The organism is Acetobacterium sp. KB-1 (assembly GCF_003260995.1).
Classification (GTDB): Bacteria; Bacillota; Clostridia; order Eubacteriales; family Eubacteriaceae; genus Acetobacterium; species Acetobacterium carbinolicum.
On record NZ_CP030040.1, the window covers coordinates 2,436,189 to 2,458,033 of the forward strand.

Genomic DNA, 21,845 nt, shown 5'->3' on the forward strand with positions numbered 1-21,845 from the left:
TGGGCTCTTATGAGCTCTCGGCGTTAGCCCAGGCTACCTCTGATTGTCGCCATTTTTATGATCCAATCATTGAGGATTTTTTCTTCTTCCTGTTCCTTACCGGTTTCTTCTTTGCCGATTAAGTGGACAATAATCGGTTTGATCGAATGCATTAGCATATGATATAGGGCATTTTCATCATTAACAAGCTTTTCTATCTCCAATATTTCACAGGCCAGCTTATAGTCACTCTGATAAGCTAACCGGGCACTTTCATCAATGATTCCTTTGGATATCTCAACATCGACATATTGGGCCGCGAAGGCGAGATCTGCTCGCAGCTGGGGATAAAAATCGATCAGTCTGTTAATCCCATCCGCACCATATTTACCCTGAACTTCTTGCAAGCCCCTGCCCATACCGACAAACTCCGGCGGCAGACCGAGTGTATACATCGCCGACGTAAAAGAAATCGCTCTTGGCACCGTGCATTTGACATTTGTATTGATCTGCAAAAGTTCATTTTTTAAATCCCGATCTGCCACCAGATCGGCGATATCCTGCATATTGGCAATTTCTCTGATGTATTCCAACCCTGCTTTTTTACTTGCCAGCCGATCCCTATTTTTAGGCATATACTTTGCGAGCTGGCCGACGATATTGATCGTTTTTACAAAGGTGTCGATATAATACTTGGTGAAGATCCCAATGCACTCTTTCATCACTTCAATATCTGCTAGTGAAAATTTTCGATGTTTCCGTTTTTCGCAATTGTTTTTAAGACTGTTGACAACCGCTTTTGTCTTTTCTTCGCCATGGTCATAGCGTAGTCCTGATTGGATGGTGAAGGTTTTGACCCCGGCATAGGTCTCATAGATCCGTTCTAAATTTTCTGCGGTGAAGTGACCTCTGAAGGGCAGGGCACCGCATCCCAAAATTGGTGAAATCTCGACCTTGTTTAATTGCCCCCATTTCAGCGATTTATCAATGCCAATCAATACCGCCAGCACCGATGCCATCATGCCATACGACATCGCCGAATCGGACTTGGCAAACATGATTCTTAAATGATCAAAGCGATTCCCGTTACTGATCGAATTTTGATAATAGTCATCCAAAATCTCATCGACATTGACAAGGGCAGGGACACTTTCAATCAGCGGTATGATTCTAATGCTATTGAGCGGAAATTGTATATCGTAATTTTTGTTTCCCAGTTCGATGACCGAGTTAATCCGTTCTTGTAAATGGATCAATTCAATCCCTGTTTCAACCATTGGCACCACCGTTTCTGTGATCGCCTGTACCGATGTTTGCTGATAGGCGAGCACGTTGGTCTCGACCAGCGACATAATACTCATCAGTTGTCTAAAGATCGGCTCTTTTTTGGCGTTGGGAATTCTCGGGGTTATCGCCACTGTTTGGCCAGGGATGATCCCTTGACCAATTAAACCTAAGGCTATTTGTGAGGTTTGATGATAGGGTGTCAATTTACCTTCAAAATCAATCATTATTTCTTCAATTCCTAATCCACCCTGATCCTGACTGGTCAGTCCTTGAATGGCTTCGTCGGGTTCTTGTTGGATGGTAATATACCGGTTGGCGTTATCAGGGTGTTGGGTCGCCATGCTACTGGGAATTTTGATCATCTCAGGCACTCCTTAAACTATTTATTTTGATGAGGCTCAAGGCCTCTTTCGCTTTGATATTTGCTGCTGCCACCGAATCAGCCATTGCTGTTAGGTGGCCGATTTTTCTGAATTCTCCGGTTTCCGGCTTGCCATATAAATGCAAGTGGCAATCGGTCAGCGCCATCAATCGATCAATCCCGCTGATCTGGTATTTGCCGGTTGTCGCGTCACTGCCTAAGATGTTAAACATCGCACAGGGTAATCTCAGCTCGGTCGATCCCAGCGGCATCCCGGTTATGATTCGCGCCAGCTGTTCAAATTGTGAGGTAATGCACCCTTCAATTGAATAATGACCTGAATTATGTGGTCGCGGGGCAATTTCATTGACAAAAATATTGGCACTCCTATCAATAAAAAATTCGATGCAGAAAACCCCATAATCATCTATTTCTTGGGCAATCTTGGCGGCGATTGTCTGGATGCGCTGCTCAACTTCAGTGGAGATATTTGCCGGCACAAAGGAATTGATCAGAATCCCCTGATGATGGATATTTTCGGCGACCGGATAAAACTTCATCCCATCGGGATTGATGGCAAAAATGATCGAAACTTCCTTGTCGTAATCAATCAATTCCTCTGCCATCACACCATAGCTGCCAAACTCTAGAAATGCTTGCTCTAGTTCAGAGCGCTCGGTAATGACGCGACTGCCCTTGCCATCGTAACCACCGGTGCAGGTTTTTAAGACCATCTTTTGATCTAACTGGTCAAAGGCCGCAACCAGCTGGTCGAGGTTTTCAATTAGATGAAAATCCGGAACGTCAATGCCGATATTTCGCAAGCGTGATTTTTGTCGGTATTTATTTTGAATCATAGCCAGTGTTTTTGCGCCGGGATAGATGGCGTTGCCCTCTTGTTCAAGGATTTCTAACAACCCCACATCAATATGTTCAAATTCATAGGTCAATACATCGGTTTTTAGCGCCAGTACCTTAAGTGCGGTTAAATCATCAAATTCCGCAACCATTTGAAAATCGGCAACTTGACCAGCCGGCGAATTTGGTTTGGGATCTAGCACAATCACATTTAAGCCCAATCGCTTGGCTTCTAGCACCAACATCCTGCCTAATTGTCCGCCACCGATAACCCCAATGGTTGATGGCGAATCTAAGCGCTTTATTATTTTTCTATCTATCACTTTAACCTCCCGATTTTAAACAAAAAGCCAACAGCAAAACTTTTATAAAAGTTTTGCTGTTGGCTTATTTTTTGACTGGTTTCTAACCCTTCAAGCTATCTTCCAACACTCATTATTTAACTTGATTTTTTAACTTAGTCTTATCATTCAATCATTATACTACAATCATTATAATACAATTACTTAGCGTCGTTTTTTAAATCTTCTTCAATATCACGATCAGCAACAATTGCTATTATTTTTTCGCCGGTTTTGGTACTAACATCGGAATAGGTACTGATAATTTCGACATCGATCACCGATTTTATCGTTTCAATCAGTAATTCCTGGGCATTTTCAAACAAGGCCGTTCGGACTTTTTTTATCAGTTCAACGCCCTCTTTGTTTTGAGCCAGGCTTTTTTCTGAGGTACTTAAAAAACCAGTCAGCCTGACAATAATCAAATCCTGAAAAATAATGGTTCTGATTTTGTCTGGTCCTCTTCCCATTTGTTCAATTTCAAACTTACTAATTGCCTCGCTTATTTTCGCTTCAATTTGTCCTTTTGTCACTGATATTCCTCCAAACAGGATTCAGATAAACCGCCAATCTCATTGACAACTCATTTGTTTACATAAGTATATCATAACTAATATGAAATTTTCAATTATTATTAGACAACTTAAGATTTCTTAATTAATATGGTTCTTCATCTTACTTTTTATCGTAGGTTTTGATTATCTGTTCGGCCACCTTGCGGGGCGATGTTCGCATATCCATGGCCTTCTTTTGAATATAGCGATGGGCCTGATCTTCGGTCATATTCAAATGCCCCATCAGGAAGAGTTTTCCCCGATAGACAATCCCGAGGTCGTCAATTTTTGCTTTCAAGGCCTGGTTCTGACTTTGCAGCCTTTGGATTTTTTCCCGCGACTGACAGACAAAGCGGACGTTTTGAACCAGTAATTGCCGGTTCAGCGGTTTCGGCACTACAAAAGCTGCTGTATCGATCAGTTTTTCTTCAACATGATCGACCAGTTCGCTTTTGACGATCAGGATCACCCCAACCATATATTTTTCCAGAATATCAACGGCAAAATCGACTCCGAATTCATCGCCTAAAGGGGTGTTCACGATCACCAGATCATATTCAATTTCCTGAAGTCTCCGCCGGCCTTCGGCTGCTGAATTGGCCGAGTCAATCAGTTGGAAATTCATCGGCCGTAAAATATCCGCCAGACCACGGATGACGTCATCTTGTTTACATACCAATAATACGCTGCTCATCCCCTTCACCTCCTGCCGTAGAATATGATGCATTTAATATATGATCCATTTAAATATGATCCATTTAAATATGATCCATTTAAATATGATTCATTTAAATATTATGCTGTTAATAAGTTAAGAGGTAGCGATCGATTTCCCAGGGATGAACGGTTTTGATATAGTCCATCCACTCGGCCGTTTTCAGCTCGATGAATTTTTCGGTCAGCTCTTCTCCCAGTACCGATTTTATCAGCGGGTCTGCCGCCATTTCAGTCAAGGCATCGATTAAGGTAATCGGCAGTTCTTGGATGGTATCGGCTGCCACCGGGTCTTTGCTGATCTCCTCTTCGCCGAGTTTTAATTCGTCCATTAAGACCATCTGCTGCTCAATCCCTTCAAGGCCAGCGGCCAGAATCAGGGCAAAGGTCAGGTAGGGATTGCAGGTAGGATCTGGTCCGCGCAGTTCAAAGCGATAATACTCATCGGATTCCATCGGAATCCGGATCAGCGAGCTGCGGTTACCAAAGCCCCAGCCGATGTGGCGGGGGGCTTCCTTACCACCGGTTAAGCGTTTGTAACTGTTGACCAGGGGATTGGCGATTGCCGTCATCCCTTTAACATGGGCCAATACCCCAGCGATAAAGTGTCCGGCCTCTGCTCCGAGCAGGCCACCATTGTTTTCAAAAATATCATGGCCATCTTTGGATAAGGAAACGTGAATGTGCATGCCACTGCCCGGTTCATCAACCAGCGGTTTGGGTAAAAATGACGCATGCACCCCGTTTCTTTGGGCGACCGTTTTTACCACCGTTTTAAAGGTCATGATCTTATCGGCCGAGGAAAGGGCATCGTCATATTTAAAGTCAATTTCATGTTGTCCGCGGCCGGCTTCATGACGGGAACTTTCTATTTCAAAGCCCATGTCCTCGAGGGTCAGGCAAATTTCGCGACGGGTATTTTCCCCGCGATCATAGGGCGCCAGGTCAAAATATCCAGCCTGATCAGTCGGAATAGTGGTCGGATCGCCGTTTTCATCTTGCTTAAAAAGATAAAATTCACAATCAGCACTGGTATTAAACTGATACCCCAAAGCCTCTGCCCGCTTGAGCGTTTGCTTTAGGATATAGCGGCTGTCAGCAGTAAAAATTTCGCCATTGGGATAGCGAATATCGCAGAGAATTCTGGCGACCTTGCCTTGCTGGGGACGCCAAGGCAAGAGCTGAATGGTCGTGATGTCCGGGCATAAAACCAGGTCTGTTTGCCGGGATTCGGGAAAACCAACCACTAAGGACGCATCAAAAGGAATCCCGCTGGCTAATGCCCGTTCCATCTGCATCGGCGTAATGGCAATGTTCCGATTTTGTCCAAAGAGATCGCAAAACTGAAGACGAATGAATTTTACATCATTCGCTTCAATAAATTTCATCGCTTCAATTATATTTTTCGCTAAGCTCATTCTAAACCTCCACTTATTTTAATCAGAAGCAGCATTGATTGTTATTGTTACGCTTCCATCATCAATCACTTTTATAACATAAGCTGCTTCTATAAACATAGTCACTGCATTAAATCACTATTTCTTTAACATCAACCGTAATATGAAAACTATCATAAGTAACTCTATCAACACCAGTTTGTCGGATGTTTTCTAAACTTCTACCCATTAATTTGATAAATCCACAGGTTCTGTTCCACTGCAGCAAATACAAAAAAGAACATGCTAATTGATCCCCTCTGTTTTTAACAGGAGGATCGAACGCCTTTGTTCTTTATAAGAGTTCTTATTCTATTTTTGTATACAATGTACTTAGTGTGTTAGTCTTATCATTAAAACACATTTCTGCTACAGTTTCAATTTATTTTTACTTTATTTTGACTGACAAGGTTTTCAGTTTCACATTATTGATAAAAGCCCTCTAAACCGCTAGTCTAAAGGGCTTTATCTTAGTAGAATCTCAGGTTTACCTTATTGAACCGGGCCTTTTTCCATTTGCGCCAGAACAATTTGTCTTAGCATTTCCATCGAACCGGCAAATTCCTCAAGACTTAAGCCTGGCACCCGTTCTGCAATCAGCCGATAACCCGCTTCAAAGTCTTTAGCTTCATTTAAAGCCATCATCAAATCTGCATCCCCTAACAAGGCATCCAGTACTTTAACATGTTTTTCTTCATCCATTTTAAACTCAATACTCATTTTTGCTTTCCTTTCTATTACTAAACAATGATTTGGCCTATGCCAGCCGTAAACAGTATCACTTCTAATCACTTGCTTTTTCTATTATGCTCAGTTCTATATGATATCTATTATATAGTAGGACTTTGTTTTTGTAAATCATTCCTGCAAGCTTTATAAGTTGATAACCATTACATGTAATTTCTTGTAAATTTTACTTTACAAGCGAGTTTTGATCGTCTATAATAAGTTTAAATTTAATATTGTAATACTAGTCACGAGAGTGGCGATAGCAATGGTGCTTTGAGAGTGTGATGAACGCTTCTCTGAGGCGCTTTTTTTTTAGCCACTTTCTATTTAATTTTTCTAAGCTTTTATTTTAACATATCTGACAATGGTGCCATATATGTTATAATTATACAAATTATATTTTAGGAGGACACAAACGTGCCAATTAGTGAAAATGTATCCGAACTTTTCGGATCAAGAGTTTTTAACTCTGGTGTGATGCGCAAGCGCTTACCAAAGCACATTTACGCTTCCCTGTTAAAAACAATGAAAGAGGATTTACCTCTAGAAGAAAACGTCGCTGAAGTTGTGGCAAACGCCATGAAAGATTGGGCTTTAGAATTGGGTGCTACTCATTACACGCATTGGTTCCAGCCAATGACTGGCATTACGGCTGAAAAGCACGATGCCTTTATCAACCCAACTGAAGACGGTAAAGTCATTATGGAGTTCTCTGGTAAAGAACTGATCAAGGGTGAACCAGATGCTTCATCTTTCCCATCCGGTGGACTAAGAGCAACCTTTGAAGCGCGTGGTTATACCGCCTGGGATCCAACATCCTACGCCTTTATTAAAGGCACGACCCTTTATATCCCAACTATTTTCTGTTCTTACTCTGGTGAGGTTCTGGATAAGAAAACACCACTGTTACGATCAATGGAAACCCTTAATGATAATGCCAAACGGATCTTAAAGCTTTTTGGTAAAGATGTCAAAAAAGTAACCACCACCATTGGCGCTGAGCAGGAATACTTCCTGGTTGAACGGGATATGTTTAAAAAACGTAAAGACTTAATCCTGACTGGCCGAACCCTCTTTGGTGCCAAACCACCCAAAGGTCAGGAAATGGAAACCCACTATTTCGGGCGCATCCGTGGTCGTGTTGCCAACTATATGGCAGAGCTGGATCGCGAACTTTGGAGTCTTGGGATTGCTTCTAAAACACGACATAATGAAGTCGCCCCGGCCCAACATGAAATGGCGCCAATCTTTACCAACACTAATGTCGCCACCGACAACAACCAACTGATTATGGAATTTATGCAACGGGTTGCTTATCGTCATGATCTGGCCTGTTTATTGCATGAAAAACCATTTGATGGGGTTAACGGTTCCGGAAAACACAACAATTTTTCGATGTCCACCGATACTGGCGAAAACCTGTTAACACCCGGTGATAACCCGGCTGACAATAAGCAATTCCTAGTTTTCCTTTGCGCTACCATTGAAGCGGTTTACCGATACAGTGAGATGTTGCGTATCTCTGTCGCCACAGCCGGAAATGATCATCGTTTAGGAGCCAATGAAGCACCGCCAGCGATCGTTTCAGTTTTCCTTGGTGAACAGTTAACGGCAGTTCTTAAATCGATTGAAACGGGAGAGCCAGTCACCGAAGCAAAAGACCTGGTCATGCAACTTGGCGTTAAGAGTCTGCCAAACTTTATCAAAGATACAACAGACCGAAACCGAACCTCTCCTTTTGCCTTCACCGGTAACAAATTTGAGTTTAGAATGCTTGGTTCCAACCAATCGATTGCTGGTCCAAATATTACCTTGAATACCATCGTTGCTGATGTTTTAGCTGATTATGCGGATGTCCTCGAAAAAGCGGATGATTTTGAAGCAGCCCTCGAAGCCTTACTCCAAAAATCAGTTAAAGACAATAAAAAAATTGTCTTTAATGGCAATAACTACTCCGAAGAATGGGTTGAAGAAGCAGCTCGACGCGGTCTGCCAAACTTAAAAACAACGCCGGAAGCATTAGCCGAATTTACTTCTGAAAAGAATGTTGCCTTATTTGGTCGACATAATATTTTCACCCCGGCCGAAATGGATTCTCGCCAGTCAATTCTACTAGAAGAATACATCAAAACGATCAATATTGAAGCCTTAACGATGCTGAGCCTGGCAAAACGGGAAATAACCCCTGCGATCGTCACCTATAGCAAAGAAGTGGTTGATACCCTGAGCGTTAAAAAAGCCCTTGGATCGATTGATGTGACGGCCGAAACGCTATTAGCTGAAAGGTTGTCGACCCTCTTTGGCACCTTCATCAAGGCCACCGATACGCTTGAATCAACCCTGGCTGCTGCCGAAGAATGCGAATCTGAACAAGCTGAAGCCAACTATTTCTGTGAAAAAGTAATTCCTGCCATGGTTGCCCTGCGGTTCGCTGCTGATAGCCTTGAAGAAATCACCGCTGAAAAATACTGGCCATTCCCAACCTACGAAGATATTTTATTCTACGTATAATTAAACTCCCAATTAAAAAAGTATCAATCTAAAAATAATAGGGGTCGGGGTTTTTACCCCTCCCCCAGTTATTCATTCATCTTAAACTATAAGGAGGTTCAAATGAAAAAGCTTGAAATAATTATTAAACCCGAAAGACTGGAAGATCTCAAAGAAATCCTCAATACCTGTGACGTGCAGGGGATGATGATTACCAATATTATGGGATTTGGAAACCAGAAGGGTTATCAGAAATCCTATCGCGGGACGGCCTATACCGTCAATTTTCTACCAAAAATAAAGGTTGAAACCGTAACCGATGCCGAAACTGCCGGAATTATCATTAAGATTATTAAAGACCGACTGGCAAATGATGATGAAATTGGCGGTGGCAAAATTTTCGTCTATGATGTCGAAGATGTCATTCGTATTCGTACTGGTGATCATGGCGTTGGCGCAATCTAATATGAATAGAATAAGTAAGCTAAACTATCAAAGGAGATAGGTTTTAATCCCATATTAAAGCTGTCTTCTTTTTTTATACCCTATTGAGTTATTTTGTTTCTATTTATATGTTTTTATTTGCGATTTTTGATTTGCTTGATTCAATTTATTAAGAGAGGTTATTATTATGGAATTATTAGAACTGCAACAATATCTTGATATCGTCTGGGTCTTTCTGGCCGCTGTACTGGTCTTCTTTATGCAAGCTGGCTTTGCAATGGTTGAAACCGGCTTTACCCGAGCTAAAAATGCCGGGAACATCATCATGAAAAACTTTGTCGATTTTATGATCGGCTCAATCCTTTTCTTTTTGTTTGGTTTTGGCTTCATGTTCGGACCAGACGTAGCCGGCTTCATCGGGATGGGTGGTTTCTTTGCTCCCCAGGACTTGACCAATGTCGGTGCCTTTGATGCTGTTACCCCTGAATTGTTTATCTTTTTCCAAACGGTTTTCTGTGCCACCGCAGCGACGATTGTATCGGGTGCTGTTGCCGGACGAACCAAATTTTCTGTCTATTGTGTTATTTCAGCCTTTATCAGCCTGATTATATACCCGGTTGTCGGACACTGGGCATGGGGCGGCGGATTCCTCGGTGATATGGGATTTGTTGACTTTGCCGGTTCTACCGTTGTTCACTCGGTTGGTGGCTGGACAGCCCTGATGGGTGCCATTATTGTCGGCCCGCGGATTGGTAAATACAACAAAGATGGCAAAGCCAATGCCATTCCCGGTCACAGTTTAACCCTTGGTGCGCTTGGGGTCTTCATTCTCTGGTTTGCCTGGTTTGGATTCAATGCCGGCAGTACTCTGGCGGTTACCCTGGATATCGGCCATATCGCCATGACCACTAACCTGGCGGCCGCAGCGGGTGGACTGACCGTTATGTTATTAACCTGGATCCGTTACAAAAAACCGGATATTTCAATGACCCTTAATGGTGTCCTTGGCGGACTCGTTGCCATCACCGCCGGATGTCTGGTTGTCGATGTCTACGGTGCCCTTCTGATCGGGATCATCGCCGGGATCGTAATCACCTTTGGCATTCCCTTTATCGATCAAAAACTGCGGATTGATGATCCTGTTGGTGCGGTTGCAGTTCATGGGATGAACGGTGTTGTCGGAACCTTGATGGTTGGTGTTTTTGCCAATTATCTGCCAGGAACCGAAGATGCAATTCTTGGTTTATTATACGGCGGTGGGATTGATTTGCTAACCGTCCAAGCGATTGGTGTGGTTGCAGTAGCGGCTTGGACCCTGAGCACCGCTTTCCTGCTCTTCTATGGTCTTAAGAAAACCGTCGGTCTACGGGTTGAAAAAGTTGTTGAAATTGAAGGTCTTGACGTTCATGAACACGGTATTGAAGCATACTCTGACTTTGTCAGCCGGATGAACTAAAGTATTTAGCCCTAAAGTATTTAAATGTTTTTAAGTGTTTGCTTTTTAAAATTATGATCAAAGCCGCTTGAGAGTTTCGAACACCCCCGCTCGAAATCCCCCACCGTGCCCTAATCAATGATTTTAAACCTAATGTTGTGACAAAAAGCCCGGGAAGTTTTTTCTTCCCGGGCTTTTCTCCTTTTGTTTTTCTTTAATTAATTGATCGCTTTCATGCTAGGGTTAAATAATTCCTTGATGATGCCAATTCTAAAATTTGGCAAAGGCCTTGCCAAACTCAACGCAACGATGGCGGCCCGCTTTATCGGGTTCTCCTAAGATGGTCAGCCCTTGGTCAAATAAAATGCCACCGAGATCCTTTACCTGGTTTTCCCACTCTGCCATCCACTCACCTTGACCCCAGCCATGGGAGCCAAAGAGCGCGACCTTTTTCCCTTTCAGATGACCAGAAATCGCCTTAAAAAAAGGTTCGAATTCGGTTTTTTCAAGGCCTTCCCCTTCCATCGCCGGACAACCCAGGGCAATTTTAAAATAGCTATCGATACTTTTTAAATCAAAGTCAACCACGTTGACTAAAATCGCTTTAGCGCCGGCTTCATCAATGCCATTGGATATTTTTTCAGCCATAATCTCAGTGCTTTCTTTATAACTCCAATAGATTACGCCAATTTTGTCTAACAGTTCCATCTCAGTCTCTCCTTCTTAATGCATGAATTTAGGTTTGCCTCATTATTTACCCCAAAAAAAACTCATTTAATCTTCAATCTTTAATCTTCAATCTTCAATCTTCAATCTTCAATCTTCAATCTTCAATCTTCAATCTTCAATCTTCAATTTCTAATCCCAAATTAATTTTTCTTAATTCCTCAGCCAGGATCTGGGCACAGATCTGCAGATGGTCTTCCAGTAAGGCCTTGTTTTGTCGCAGCCCTTGACGATAATAGGCTCGGGTTTTTTCCTGGAGGGCAAATTTCCCCAGCAGTCCCATGACTGGAATGGCCAGTAGAACCGCCCCGGCAATCGAGTTTCGAATTTTTCCACTCTTTTTTATCTGAAAGTGCGTAATCTGAGGTTTCTTCTGCCTGTCTGTCACTTCCACCAGGGCATTCCCCGAAAATTGACTGCTAAAAGCGCGATAGAATTCATAGGCCTCATTGAAAAGCGCATCCGACTCCTTGTTAATCTCATCAAAAATATCTTGCGCGTAGACATCAAAAAATTCATTGCGACTGGTTTCTTTTTTTTCTGAGGTCGGGTTTAAAAAGCCAACCTGCTTTTGTACCACTTCCTGACAATCTTTAAACCACTGATTTATTTTTTCCTGGCCGATCGCTAGAAGTATTTGCGGCATCTTGCCTGAAATCGAATCGAGCAGATTAACCTTGATCCGATGAATGATTTTTTCCTTGCCAAAGACTTCGGTTTGCTTACCACTGAGTAATTGTTTAGCATGGCTGGATACCTCGACAATATCCTGATTTTGTACCCCGGTCTTGTTAATGATCGCTGCGCGCATTGCTCCAATAGCCTTTTCGACATTCATCACATCGCAATGGGTTAGTACCACCAACACCGGGTTGCCATCCTTGCCCAGAGCCTTGATCATTTCCAGATCAAAGTCTTCCACCCGGGCAGATTTGGCTGATAAACAATAAATAATGGTGTGAAACCAGTCCTTAATCTCGCGGACATCATGTTGATTAAGGACTTCCTGAATCAGGGCTTTCCAGCTTTCGGATTTATCCGCTTCAAGACCCCAGGAGTCGTAGAGATGGAGGGTCAACTCGGGACTCAACTCGATCGTTTCTTTAAAGATTCCCATCCCGGTCACCGGCCGTCCGGCTCCGGTTTTCATGACATCAGCGCCAAAAATATAATTACACAGTGATGTTTTCCCGACCCCGCTTTTTCCGAGGATCAGAACATTGCTTTCGCAGCCTTTAGCCATGCCGGCTGGCCTTGAACCATTCCGACATTAAGTTGGCAATATTCTCGCCATTAAAATAGTCGGCCCAGTCGATGTCTTTGCCTTCTTCAAATACTGCAGTGGCACAGCGAAAGCAGATCTCCGAAATAGCATAACCCATCGCGGCAGTAAAACTAGATGCCACCACGGTGTTGACGGTGGTACCAATGGCTGTTCCTACCCCGGGAATCAGTTTGAAGAGGTTGGCACTGAGAGTTTGCGCCAGTAACCGACCAGATTCAGAAACGACTACTGACCCCACCAGCGAGGACAGATTCCCCAGCTTCTGGTCCAGCGCATAGGTTTTCATGATGTGCAGCGACATCTTAATCTGGATCGGCACCAACAGCGCCGCATCCGAAAAGGGGATCGGGGTGAGTGCCACCGCTGCCGCCGCACTGGTATACAAGGGGATAATCTTATGATTGATCAGTCTTTTTTTAGCCTCAAGATTGCCTTTTAAGGCACTGATAAAACCTTCCCGCAGCGATTCATCCAGATGCTCGATTGCCCAGCTGATCAACTCATCCCATTGCAGATAATCCTGTAGCGCCGCAATCACGGCGGGATCGTCTGAGACACTGGTACGGAAAAATTCGACCTGACAATGATTTCTAATCGCCGCTTCCATCGCCTGCAATTCTTCGGCATCGAGATTATCAATCTGGGTTAGCACCACCGCCACTGGCAGCTTTTTTGCTCTTAGCATCTGGATCACATCGATATCCATATCGGTTACGCGTTTATTGCCAGCTGAAATGCAATACCAGACCTCATGAATCTGGTTGCTAAGAGCAAGCTCGGGTTGATCTTTTGCAGCCGGTTTAGTAGCGGCTGCAAAAGATTCATTTACCCAGTCTTCGACATTCGCCTTGTATTTCGATATTTTTTCAGTGCCGATCTCGTAGCCTTCGGTGTCATAAAGAACCACCCCGGTATCTTCCCGCTGATACTTGCTAATTCCCCGGGTCACCGGAATGCCGTGGCCAATTTGCGCCATCGCCGCTCCAAAAACATAATTCACCACCGAACTTTTTCCAGCACCGGTGGCACCACAGATTAGGATGTTTGGTTTTTTGATGCCGGCACTGATTTCGCCAAGGGTTTTATTAAAATCAAAATCATCGGGTCGATAGTCTTTCATTTTGTTCCCTCTTTCTTGTTCTCTAATTGTTCTCTAATTCTAGCTAACTAACCGCGAACTGTTCTAGCCCCTTAAAATATCCTGCAAATAAATATCAACCATCATTTCCTGATAGCCACTATAGCCGGATTTTTTAATCGCTTGTGCTAACCTTATTAATTCCGGTGCTTCAATCTTTTCCAACTTTTTTAAACGGGCTGCTGAGATCATCTTTTTTGACTGGATCTTCTGATAAGATTCCGGGGTAAAATGCCATAAGATCAATTTTTCGCCGTATCTTTTTTTGAGTTTATCGGCAATCGCCAGCCCTTCCGGATCAAAGTCGCCACTATAATAAATGTCACTGCCACTCTGGGCGATTTTATCTAACAGCAATAAGCTTGCCACCTTGACGTTACCAGCCGAACAAATCAGGGCGGCGGGCTGGTTCTCCAGCAGCCCGGCCACCTCACTAAAGACGGTCGGGTTTTCAAAAACAAAAACCCGCTTGTTGACGCAAGTAACCCGGTCGATCATGCCAATATTCCAAAGCGAGACGTGCAGTGGTTCACTGCAATTAGCAAAGCCCGCCCAACCCGAATGGATTTTATCGCCTGCATAAGCCTGAATCCCCCGACAAATGGTGTAATTGGAAACCTCATCGTAAATCAGACCAGCCTGGTATAAGAGTTCCATCTGGGCTTCGGCATTTTGCGGATAACTAAGCTTATAATAGCTGGCTAATGCGTAAAGCAGCAACCGCCCACCATCACGGTTCATATCAAAGGCATGGGGATCTTTGGTAACTTGCGAGGCAAAAAGTGCCAGCCGCACCTTTTCTGTTTCCGTCACCGATTGATTTAATCCCTGACAAACCTGAGTCAGCAAACTTCTTAAATACTCAGGGTCTTCGTTATACTTTAAATTAAGCAGGGAATAGGCATTATTTTTATTAACCAGCACCGCTTCCAGCCACAAGCCTGCCGGGGTTTCTTTAAAGAGCTTGATTATATCTTCAAAATATTGACCTTTCTGGTCTTGATACTGACTTCGCACATCCTTTTTCCAGCTCAGCTTTTCGCCATAATAGCAGCTCAATACCGCTTCAAAATCACTCCCCCGATAGCGGGTGCTTTCAAAGGCCTTGATAAATTTTTCGACTGAGAAGCTGGCACTTTTCTGGAGATAGTTCTTTTTAAACAGGCTTCTAAGCACTGCCCGCTCGTCGTCGCTGATCTTATCTAAATAGATGGTGCCACCGAGATGACCGAGTGATTCATATTTTTCGCGAATCTGTTTGATGATTCGGCGATAGCCCGGGCTATCTTTGAGATAAGCGGCAAACTCATCAGGCATCATCGATCACCAGCCTTCGCAGCTTGCCGTTCCAGTGGTAATTGAGTACGGTGACAAAATCGGCATTGTCTGGCCTAATCAGCTCGCTGATTGCCAGTGAATCGACCGTATCATAATCCCCCCAGAGAATCTGCGAGTTAATAATATAGCTGAGATCCAGCTCGTTCAGGAGCCGGAACATATCACGGATATTTTGCTCATCGACCCCGGCAAAGGCCTCATCAAGCGAAAGCATCCGGGCGCTTTCTTTGCCAGCGGCTTCATAGCGGGCGTTAACCGCTGAAAATAAGGGTACATACATGGCCATGGCTTTTTCCCCGCCACTAAATTTAAAGAAGCCGTTATTGGTCAGTTCCTTACTGAGTTGGCCGGTTTTCTTGAAAAAGAGCTTAAACTCAAACCATTTCCGGTAATCTAAAATATCCCGCATAATTGAATGGAAGGTCAGATTAACGCCCTTGTCTTCGAGGGTGCGTCGGGCCAGGGCTATTTTTGAGCGAAAATGCTCAGAAAGGGCAGCAAGATCCTCATCACGCAAGAGATTACCGTCCATTTTTAGTAGGTTGACCAACTTTTTGGTGTCTAACTGTTCTTCGGTTTCGGCTTTTTTACTGGCCCATTTTAGACTAAAGCTAAGACCCATCGAGGTATCCATTTTTTCCATCAGCTTATTCATGTTATCTACCCATTTTTCGCTGTGAAAAATCCGGGCACTGATTTTTTTACTGATATTTTTAACCAGAATATCTTCAAACAATTCCCGGTCACTTTCTTTTAGGAGTTTATCGGTTTCGTCGAGACTGTCTTTCAGGTGATCTGATAAATCATAAAAGTTAACCACCTTACCAGCGACCCTGGCGGTGATATTCATCCGACGCCGCAAATCCCAAACCTGCTTGAAGCGATCATTTTCCTCATCAAGCGGCTGATCTTCAAAGACATACTGACTGTTAACGGCATACTCACGCAGATACTGGCTGTTGTCTTTAAAGATTTCCATCAGCCGCAGGGTAATCTGCTCCTTGTTCTGTTTCTCCGACTGGGGATTTTTTTGGATCAACTCGCGAGCCTGATCGGCCAGTGGGGCTTCAGTTCGCCGGATCAGATAGCCTAGCGCCAGTTCTTCGGTAAAGGCATCTTCCATCAATTGAAAGCGCTTTGCTGTCAATAACAGGGTTCTTTTAACCGCCGCCTCTTCCTCATAAAAACGCTCTAGCCCCAGCTTTTGCCGCTCTAGTATCTTAACGGCTTCCTCTTTTTCTTTGGGCAGGGTCTTTAAGGCCTTCAAGCAGTGTTCCAATTCTGCCTGGATGGCCGGATAATCGGTCAGTTGCAATTGTTCATTTAGGTTTACCCGAGTGATTTCCATCGCTGACCGACTTTGATTAAGCTGATTGATCTCATAAAGGAGGTCATCAATTTCCTGTAAGATTTCCTGATAACGGTTTTCGGCTACCCGCAGACTCCCAAGACTGTGCTGCAGCAAAATGGTGATTTTTTCCAGCCGGTGCAGTTCGCTGCCATAGCTAATCGCCGCGGCCTGAGCCTCTTCATAGGTTTTTAAATCCTGGGGCAGGGTGATCCGAAGGGTAATCCGGTGAACGGTTTCCTTGATCTGCTGGAGCTGGTGATAACAGCTTTTTTCTTCGTCATTCTTTTTTTGCAGCGCCTTATCGCTCATCTGGGCATCAAATCCGGCCTGCTTGACGACTGTGGCAGCGGTAATCAAATCTTGTGGATCAAAGCTGGCTGTGAACTCCTGCTTAAGTAGCGCTAAGGCGGTCTTGATCTGATTAAGGATTTGCGTCTTTGCCGCTAACCGGTCGCTAATCTCACTTAGCTCCGCTTTAAGACAACTTAGTTTTTCTTCCCGATATTTGATTCTGGCAGAAGCACCAATAAATCGGGCGGTCTCCTTACCGGTCGCTCGTCCCCATAAGATGCCTAAACGATAATTGCCCTTTTCATCGATATGGGTGTGGTGGGTATGATCAATCAGGATACTATTTATCACACTGACCACCTCTTCTTTAGAAATAGCGATGAGGGCGTCATCAACTTTGAGGTACTGGTTAATGGTATGAACCATAAACTGGGGCTCGGGGAAAAGATAGTGATCACCACTAAGCCCTGGCATTGCCAGCAGTTTTTCCCGCTGAGCTGCCGGTACAATCAGGGCATCGAGAATCCCCATATCGGCCATTGCTTCTTCAATCGCGGCCTGGTTTTTTTCATCGATCCCCTCAATAAAGTCTAGTGCCTGATACAGCGGCACATGGGGAATCCCCAGCTCAACCAGTTTTTTGCGGTTCTCGGTGACCTTATCGGCTCTTAGTGGTTCGGGATCTTTAAGCTTTTGCCAGGCCTCAATTTCGGCCTGTTTCGATTTTCTTTCCGCATCAATCTGATTCCAAAGCGATTGTTCGCTATACAGCAGCTCGCGTTTGATCGCTTCCTGATTATGGTACTGGTCCTGCAGGATTCCGGCAATGCTGTTGACATTGGCGTCCGGACCAAACTGCCGGATTTCCCGGGCCAATTGACTCAAACCCTCGGCCGGGATGATGTATTCCTGGTTGTGCTGATTGTTAAGATGCAGTTTTTCGATGGTTTCATCCTGAATTTCGACTAACTGGCGGTTAGCTTGCTCGAGTAAGCGCTCTTTTTCCTGCTGTTCTTTTTTGAGCATCTCCAGCTCCAGCAATAGTTTTTCATAGCTATCGGCGATCTGCTGTTGCTTTTCTATCGCCTTGATCGCCTGGCCAATCGTCTGGGTATGGGCGCTCAGGGTATTGCTGATATAGGTAAAATCATAGGCTTCGGACAGTGCTTTGGTGATTTCATCGCGGGTAAAGGCGTGTTCATCAAAAGCAAAGGCTTCAGCCAGCTCATCCATCTCAGCCAGTTGCCGGCAAATCGCTTGTTCCCCGGCTTCCACTTCCTGGCGGTAGCCAGAAATCTGATTATCGAGCTCTCGCTCCTGCTGTCTTTTGGTCTCGTGGTGTTGGTCTTTTTCTTGCCGCTGACGGTTTTTTTGCTCGATTTCTTCTTCAATTTTGATGATTTTTTCACGGATCACAACACTGTCATGGGCTTCCAATTCCTGCCTTTTTTCCTGCTGCGTTTCTAATTGGATGGCCAGATCCGTGATCATTTGTTCCAGTTTTTCAATTTCGTTCGTGGTTGAGCTAATCTCGCGGCCAATTTTTTCCTGGCGTTTTTGTTGCTCAGTCAATTCTTGATGGGCCTCATTATAATACCGGGCCTTGTCCACCACAATAAACTGATTATAGCGGTCAAAGGCATGGCGGATGCGGTCAGATGCACCCTTACACTCCTTTAATACCTCCAGTCGACTCTTAATGTTATCCATGTTTTCGATCGCCTCAGACATCGGCCGCAGATCGTCTTCAGACAAGGGTTGCAATGAGTTTTCCATGATCTCATAGATAACCGTCGGTTTAAAGTCCTTGGACAGCTTGGGACTGCGCAGCTGCACCAGCAATTTGACCAGCTCATCGTATTCCTCCAGATCATCAAAACCAAAGATCAGGTCATTGACCAGCTTCATGTAGTTTTTCTGACCCTCGACCACCTGTCCTCCCGTCCCGATCCGGTTTTCCAGCTCCCGCATGGTCAGCGGTATTTTTTCACCCATCTGTTTGTATAAAAAGAAATCCTCGCCAATCCGCCGGCCATCGGTGATGGCAAAGCCCCAGGAGTTCAGCGGTTTTCCCCGTTTAGCCTTAAAGCCCATGCCAATGGTGGCCAGGTTATCGGAGTGTTTCTTTTTGAATTCCATAAACAAATAGCCGATCGATTCTTCCTTACTGTTTTCATCTTCGCCAAGAATATAGTTCTCGATTTTTCGGGCTTTAGAACCAAAGGGATCGAGCCGCTCGGGACTTTTATTGCCATCTAACAGCAGCGGAATAAAGCTCTGCATCGTTACCGATTTTCCCGAACCGTTTGAGCCACGCAAGAGCAGCCGGCCATTAGAAAAATCAAAGGTCTCCTCATCATAATACCAGAAATTTACGAGTCCTGCCCGATTGATTACCCAGCGGTTGTCCTGCCTTTTTTTGTTTTGATTATTTTTTTCCATTATTTTTCACCATTTTTTTCCGCCACCTGATCGGGGTAGCTTCCGGTCAGTTTACCGGCTAGCGGCAGGATCTCAATTTCGCGTTGATCATCAGCCTGAGCCAGCATCTTAAAGTCTTCCATATAAGAAAGCAGATGATCTGATAGGGTGGCTGCCGTCATTTCCCGATACTCTTTGCTCCAATTACCCCCGGTTTCCTGCTTTAATTTTGTCACCAGCAAATCAAAGGCCACCCGCGACAGCCGGATTGCCCCGGAGCCATTCAGGCGCAGTTTTTTTGTCTCAAGTCGGCGCCGAATCAGGGCACAAAACAGCAGCGTAATATCGCAGATTGCTTTGGTATTGGGAAAACCATCCTTAAGATTTTTATCCGCCGGCACCAACAACAGTGCTCCGTTTTTGTGCACATGAAGGGGGTATTCCAGATATTTTAAAAAGTCAGCTTCAATCAGGCCGCGCTGCTTCTTGATATAATCATAATCGACATCATCAGCCCCTTGGGAATAAACCACTGGCTCCATTAGCAGCTTGCGGTAAACCCGCTGCCGCCGGATCACGCCGCGATCGGCATTGAGGTCACCCCATTCGGCGTTTTCTAAATCTCGGACGCTTGTAAAATCGTTAATATCGGCGGTAAAATGGCGCACCAGATAGCGGGACAAGCCGGTACTTTCGTATAAGACCTCGGCACCATCATCCTGGGCAAATTTCTGATCATCACCATCGTTAATTTGCATCAAACCAAGCTCCTGGGCAAAACGCAGCACCTTGATGAAATGCTTCCGGTGGCTAAACAGCGTCCAGTCGATTTTTTCCTTGCCAATCGGGTTACCAACAATGAATTCGGTAATTTCTGATAAGACAAATTGTTCATCCCGGGAACGGTCTTCTAAAAACATCAACAACTGACACAAGAGCACGTATTCGATCCTATCGGTAAAGGCCTGAATGCCCATAAAGGGCTCGGCTGAACCGGGAATTTTTTCCAGCTTGATCAGGTGCTGGTTGATCACCAGTCCATAACCCAGCTTGTCACTCAAGAAATTCTTAAACTGCGGGATGCTGTCCTTAACCTGATAAAATAAGTCCTTGTTGTCATCCTTAACTACCCAGTATTGGTCGAGCAGTATTTCAAGCTCTTTCATCCTGAACCTCCTCGTCCAAAAAGCGAATCACGTAGGCCGGCATTTCAAGATTGCCATCGTCGCAGCGCAACAGACAGCGACGGCGGCGATCCCCCGGGATCTCGACCTGAAAGATCCGGCCATCCTCGGTTTTTGCTTTTTTATCGCTACTGGCGATCCCCTTGCCAAGCCATTTCAGCAGGGTAGTCCGGACATGGCCCTCAATCACCGGCAGTTTTTCAAAATCTATGCAGCCATCAAGCAGATAACTGGCCATCGTTTTTTTCTCGATTTCGCGGATCATCTGGATCTTTTTTTTCATGGCCGCCTTTTTTTCGGCATGGCTGCGAATCGGATTCCGCTGGGCTTTTTCCTTAAAGCCCCGAACCCGTGGCTTTAACAGGGTGCTGCCCGGCATTTCTTCAAAGATCTGGCTGTTGATGCTCTCGGTTTCTCTAAACTGGTCAGACTTTAGGTGCTTCATCTGAAAAAGGCCAAAGGACAGGCTGGACAGCTGATGGGCTTCTTTGATGTCATTACAGGCATCAAAAAGCTCAGCCAGCTTCCGGTATTCTTCCTTGCGATTCATCGCACTGCTGCGGCTCTCTGAAATCTGGGCGGCATAACGGGTAATTTTGCGGATGATATCGTTGGTGATCTCTAGCAGCTTGGCGGCTTCGCTGGGGTTGCCATGTTCACCTAAAAACCAGGCATTGAGATTGTCCCAGCGGCCAATAATGTTGTCGCGGATGCCGGCGGCATCGATGTCGGCTTCAATTCGTGGGATCGACAGTTCATATGCAATCGCCTTGGTCAAAACCGCCTCGACCGCATTGGGCGGAAGGTGGGTCAGAATATGTTCAATGGCATTGGCATGGTTTTGTAGCCCTTTGACAAAGTCTCTCAGGTATTCAATAAAGCGATCCTTGAAAACCATAAAGGCCTTGGTTTTCATCATTTCCTCGGCTTTAATGGAATAGAGATCGCGGATATAGTCCTGATAATTCTGGTTGAGGCGTTTAAAATCATTGTTGACCCCACTCCACCAGCTGCCCGCTTCTTTTTCACTAAGTCTGGCCACCTGGGGCAGCTTTTTGAGTTCTTCGCGGAGCCGTTCCAACAGGGTCGGTTCCAGTGAAGCACTTTCAATTGAGAGATTCTCTAACCGGATCGTCAGCCGCTCAATTTCGACACTGTAGGGTGTCATCTGATAGCGAAACTGCTTATTTTTGAATTCCTCCACCGTGGCGACCTTGGCGGTATCCTGATAGGCGGAAAGATTTTTCCATGACAACAGCACATCGAGATCCTGCTTGCACTGCTCCAGAGTATAGTTCGCAAACTCCTGATATTCCTGCAAGGCGGCATGGACCTCTTCCTTATAAAGCCAGTTCTTCATTTTCTCAGATTGGGTATAAAAAAAACGTAAGATACTCCGATAGCGCCAGGCATTTTCCGCTGTCAGATAGCGCATCTCATCAATTTGTCTGGTTAGTTTTGCGGTGACTTCAAACTTCATTAT

The 21,845-nt window shown here is 44.7% G+C and carries 16 protein-coding genes; 3 read left to right on the top strand and 13 right to left on the bottom strand.

Going from position 1 to position 21,845, the window contains the following annotated elements:
* Positions 1-23 precede the first annotated feature (23 nt).
* From ppcA to DOZ58_RS11325, 6 genes are all read right to left on the bottom strand, one after another.
* Entirely contained in the window at positions 24-1,625 is a 1,602-nt protein-coding gene (gene ppcA / locus DOZ58_RS11300; protein WP_204355517.1) for a phosphoenolpyruvate carboxylase, read from the bottom strand.
* 4 nt (positions 1,626-1,629) lie between these two features.
* Positions 1,630-2,808, bottom strand: coding sequence for a 5-(carboxyamino)imidazole ribonucleotide synthase (locus DOZ58_RS11305; RefSeq protein WP_242988484.1), 1,179 nt, complete (start codon positions 2,806-2,808; stop codon positions 1,630-1,632).
* A 179-nt stretch (positions 2,809-2,987) separates the two neighbouring features.
* Positions 2,988-3,359 carry a DUF2294 domain-containing protein gene (locus DOZ58_RS11310; RefSeq protein WP_111888379.1) on the bottom strand — a complete coding sequence of 124 codons (372 nt, stop codon included), beginning with the start codon at positions 3,357-3,359 and terminating at the stop codon, positions 2,988-2,990.
* 142 nt (positions 3,360-3,501) lie between these two features.
* Positions 3,502-4,074, bottom strand: a complete 573-nt coding sequence (locus DOZ58_RS11315; RefSeq protein WP_111888380.1) for an ANTAR domain-containing response regulator — start codon at positions 4,072-4,074, stop codon at positions 3,502-3,504.
* Between the two features lie 109 nt (positions 4,075-4,183).
* Positions 4,184-5,512, bottom strand: coding sequence for a glutamine synthetase family protein (locus tag DOZ58_RS11320; protein WP_111888381.1), 1,329 nt, complete (start codon positions 5,510-5,512; stop codon positions 4,184-4,186).
* Positions 5,513-6,022: 510 nt separating this feature from the next.
* Complete coding sequence (locus DOZ58_RS11325) at positions 6,023-6,250, bottom strand: hypothetical protein (RefSeq protein WP_111888382.1); 228 nt, start codon at positions 6,248-6,250, stop codon at positions 6,023-6,025.
* A 486-nt stretch (positions 6,251-6,736) separates the two neighbouring features.
* Between DOZ58_RS11325 and DOZ58_RS11330 the strand changes: the two genes are divergently transcribed.
* The 3 genes from DOZ58_RS11330 to DOZ58_RS11340 all read left to right on the top strand — a co-directional run bounded on the left by DOZ58_RS11330 (position 6,737) and on the right by DOZ58_RS11340 (position 10,649).
* Positions 6,737-8,770 carry a glutamine synthetase III gene (locus DOZ58_RS11330; RefSeq protein ID WP_242988707.1) on the top strand — a complete coding sequence of 678 codons (2,034 nt, stop codon included), beginning with the start codon at positions 6,737-6,739 and terminating at the stop codon, positions 8,768-8,770.
* 102 nt (positions 8,771-8,872) lie between these two features.
* Positions 8,873-9,214, top strand: coding sequence for a P-II family nitrogen regulator (locus tag DOZ58_RS11335; RefSeq protein WP_111888383.1), 342 nt, complete (start codon positions 8,873-8,875; stop codon positions 9,212-9,214).
* Positions 9,215-9,380: 166 nt separating this feature from the next.
* Positions 9,381-10,649, top strand: a complete 1,269-nt coding sequence (locus DOZ58_RS11340; RefSeq protein ID WP_111888384.1) for an ammonium transporter — start codon at positions 9,381-9,383, stop codon at positions 10,647-10,649.
* A 249-nt stretch (positions 10,650-10,898) separates the two neighbouring features.
* Here the strand turns inward: DOZ58_RS11340 and DOZ58_RS11345 are convergent, their stop codons facing one another.
* From DOZ58_RS11345 to DOZ58_RS11375, 7 genes are all read right to left on the bottom strand, one after another.
* Positions 10,899-11,336, bottom strand: a complete 438-nt coding sequence (locus tag DOZ58_RS11345; protein ID WP_111888385.1) for a flavodoxin domain-containing protein — start codon at positions 11,334-11,336, stop codon at positions 10,899-10,901.
* 136 nt (positions 11,337-11,472) lie between these two features.
* Positions 11,473-12,597 (bottom strand): GTPase domain-containing protein, encoded by a 1,125-nt coding sequence (locus DOZ58_RS11350; protein ID WP_111888386.1) that lies wholly within the window; start codon positions 12,595-12,597, stop codon positions 11,473-11,475.
* Positions 12,590-13,759, bottom strand: a complete 1,170-nt coding sequence (locus DOZ58_RS11355; RefSeq protein WP_111888387.1) for a YcjF family protein — start codon at positions 13,757-13,759, stop codon at positions 12,590-12,592. Before DOZ58_RS11355 ends, DOZ58_RS11350 begins: the two co-directional genes overlap by 8 nt.
* Before the next feature lie 63 nt (positions 13,760-13,822).
* On the bottom strand, positions 13,823-15,097 hold the full coding sequence (locus tag DOZ58_RS18935; RefSeq protein WP_111888388.1) for a TIGR02679 domain-containing protein: 1,275 nt from the start codon (positions 15,095-15,097) through the stop codon (positions 13,823-13,825).
* Entirely contained in the window at positions 15,087-19,199 is a 4,113-nt protein-coding gene (locus tag DOZ58_RS11365; RefSeq protein WP_111888389.1) for a TIGR02680 family protein, read from the bottom strand. The genes DOZ58_RS18935 and DOZ58_RS11365 overlap by 11 nt, the downstream gene beginning before the upstream one ends.
* Positions 19,199-20,344, bottom strand: a complete 1,146-nt coding sequence (locus DOZ58_RS11370) for a TIGR02678 family protein (RefSeq protein WP_111888390.1) — start codon at positions 20,342-20,344, stop codon at positions 19,199-19,201. Before DOZ58_RS11370 ends, DOZ58_RS11365 begins: the two co-directional genes overlap by 1 nt.
* Complete coding sequence (locus DOZ58_RS11375) at positions 20,331-21,842, bottom strand: TIGR02677 family protein (RefSeq protein WP_111888391.1); 1,512 nt, start codon at positions 21,840-21,842, stop codon at positions 20,331-20,333. Before DOZ58_RS11375 ends, DOZ58_RS11370 begins: the two co-directional genes overlap by 14 nt.
* Between the last annotated feature and the right edge of the window lie 3 nt (positions 21,843-21,845).

Coding starts and splice junctions, on each gene's coding strand:
- DOZ58_RS11350 (WP_111888386.1), bottom strand. CDS start 12,597: ATGGCTAAAGGCTGCGAAAGCAATGTTCTGATCCTCGGAAAAAGCGGG.
- DOZ58_RS11370 (WP_111888390.1), bottom strand. CDS start 20,344: ATGAAAGAGCTTGAAATACTGCTCGACCAATACTGGGTAGTTAAGGAT.
- DOZ58_RS11315 (WP_111888380.1), bottom strand. CDS start 4,074: ATGAGCAGCGTATTATTGGTATGTAAACAAGATGACGTCATCCGTGGT.
- DOZ58_RS11340 (WP_111888384.1), top strand. CDS start 9,381: ATGGAATTATTAGAACTGCAACAATATCTTGATATCGTCTGGGTCTTT.
- DOZ58_RS11335 (WP_111888383.1), top strand. CDS start 8,873: ATGAAAAAGCTTGAAATAATTATTAAACCCGAAAGACTGGAAGATCTC.
- DOZ58_RS11330 (WP_242988707.1), top strand. CDS start 6,737: ATGCGCAAGCGCTTACCAAAGCACATTTACGCTTCCCTGTTAAAAACA.
- DOZ58_RS11375 (WP_111888391.1), bottom strand. CDS start 21,842: ATGAAGTTTGAAGTCACCGCAAAACTAACCAGACAAATTGATGAGATG.
- DOZ58_RS11320 (WP_111888381.1), bottom strand. CDS start 5,512: ATGAGCTTAGCGAAAAATATAATTGAAGCGATGAAATTTATTGAAGCG.
- DOZ58_RS11325 (WP_111888382.1), bottom strand. CDS start 6,250: ATGAGTATTGAGTTTAAAATGGATGAAGAAAAACATGTTAAAGTACTG.
- DOZ58_RS18935 (WP_111888388.1), bottom strand. CDS start 15,097: ATGATGCCTGATGAGTTTGCCGCTTATCTCAAAGATAGCCCGGGCTAT.
- DOZ58_RS11355 (WP_111888387.1), bottom strand. CDS start 13,759: ATGAAAGACTATCGACCCGATGATTTTGATTTTAATAAAACCCTTGGC.
- DOZ58_RS11345 (WP_111888385.1), bottom strand. CDS start 11,336: ATGGAACTGTTAGACAAAATTGGCGTAATCTATTGGAGTTATAAAGAA.
- DOZ58_RS11365 (WP_111888389.1), bottom strand. CDS start 19,199: ATGGAAAAAAATAATCAAAACAAAAAAAGGCAGGACAACCGCTGGGTA.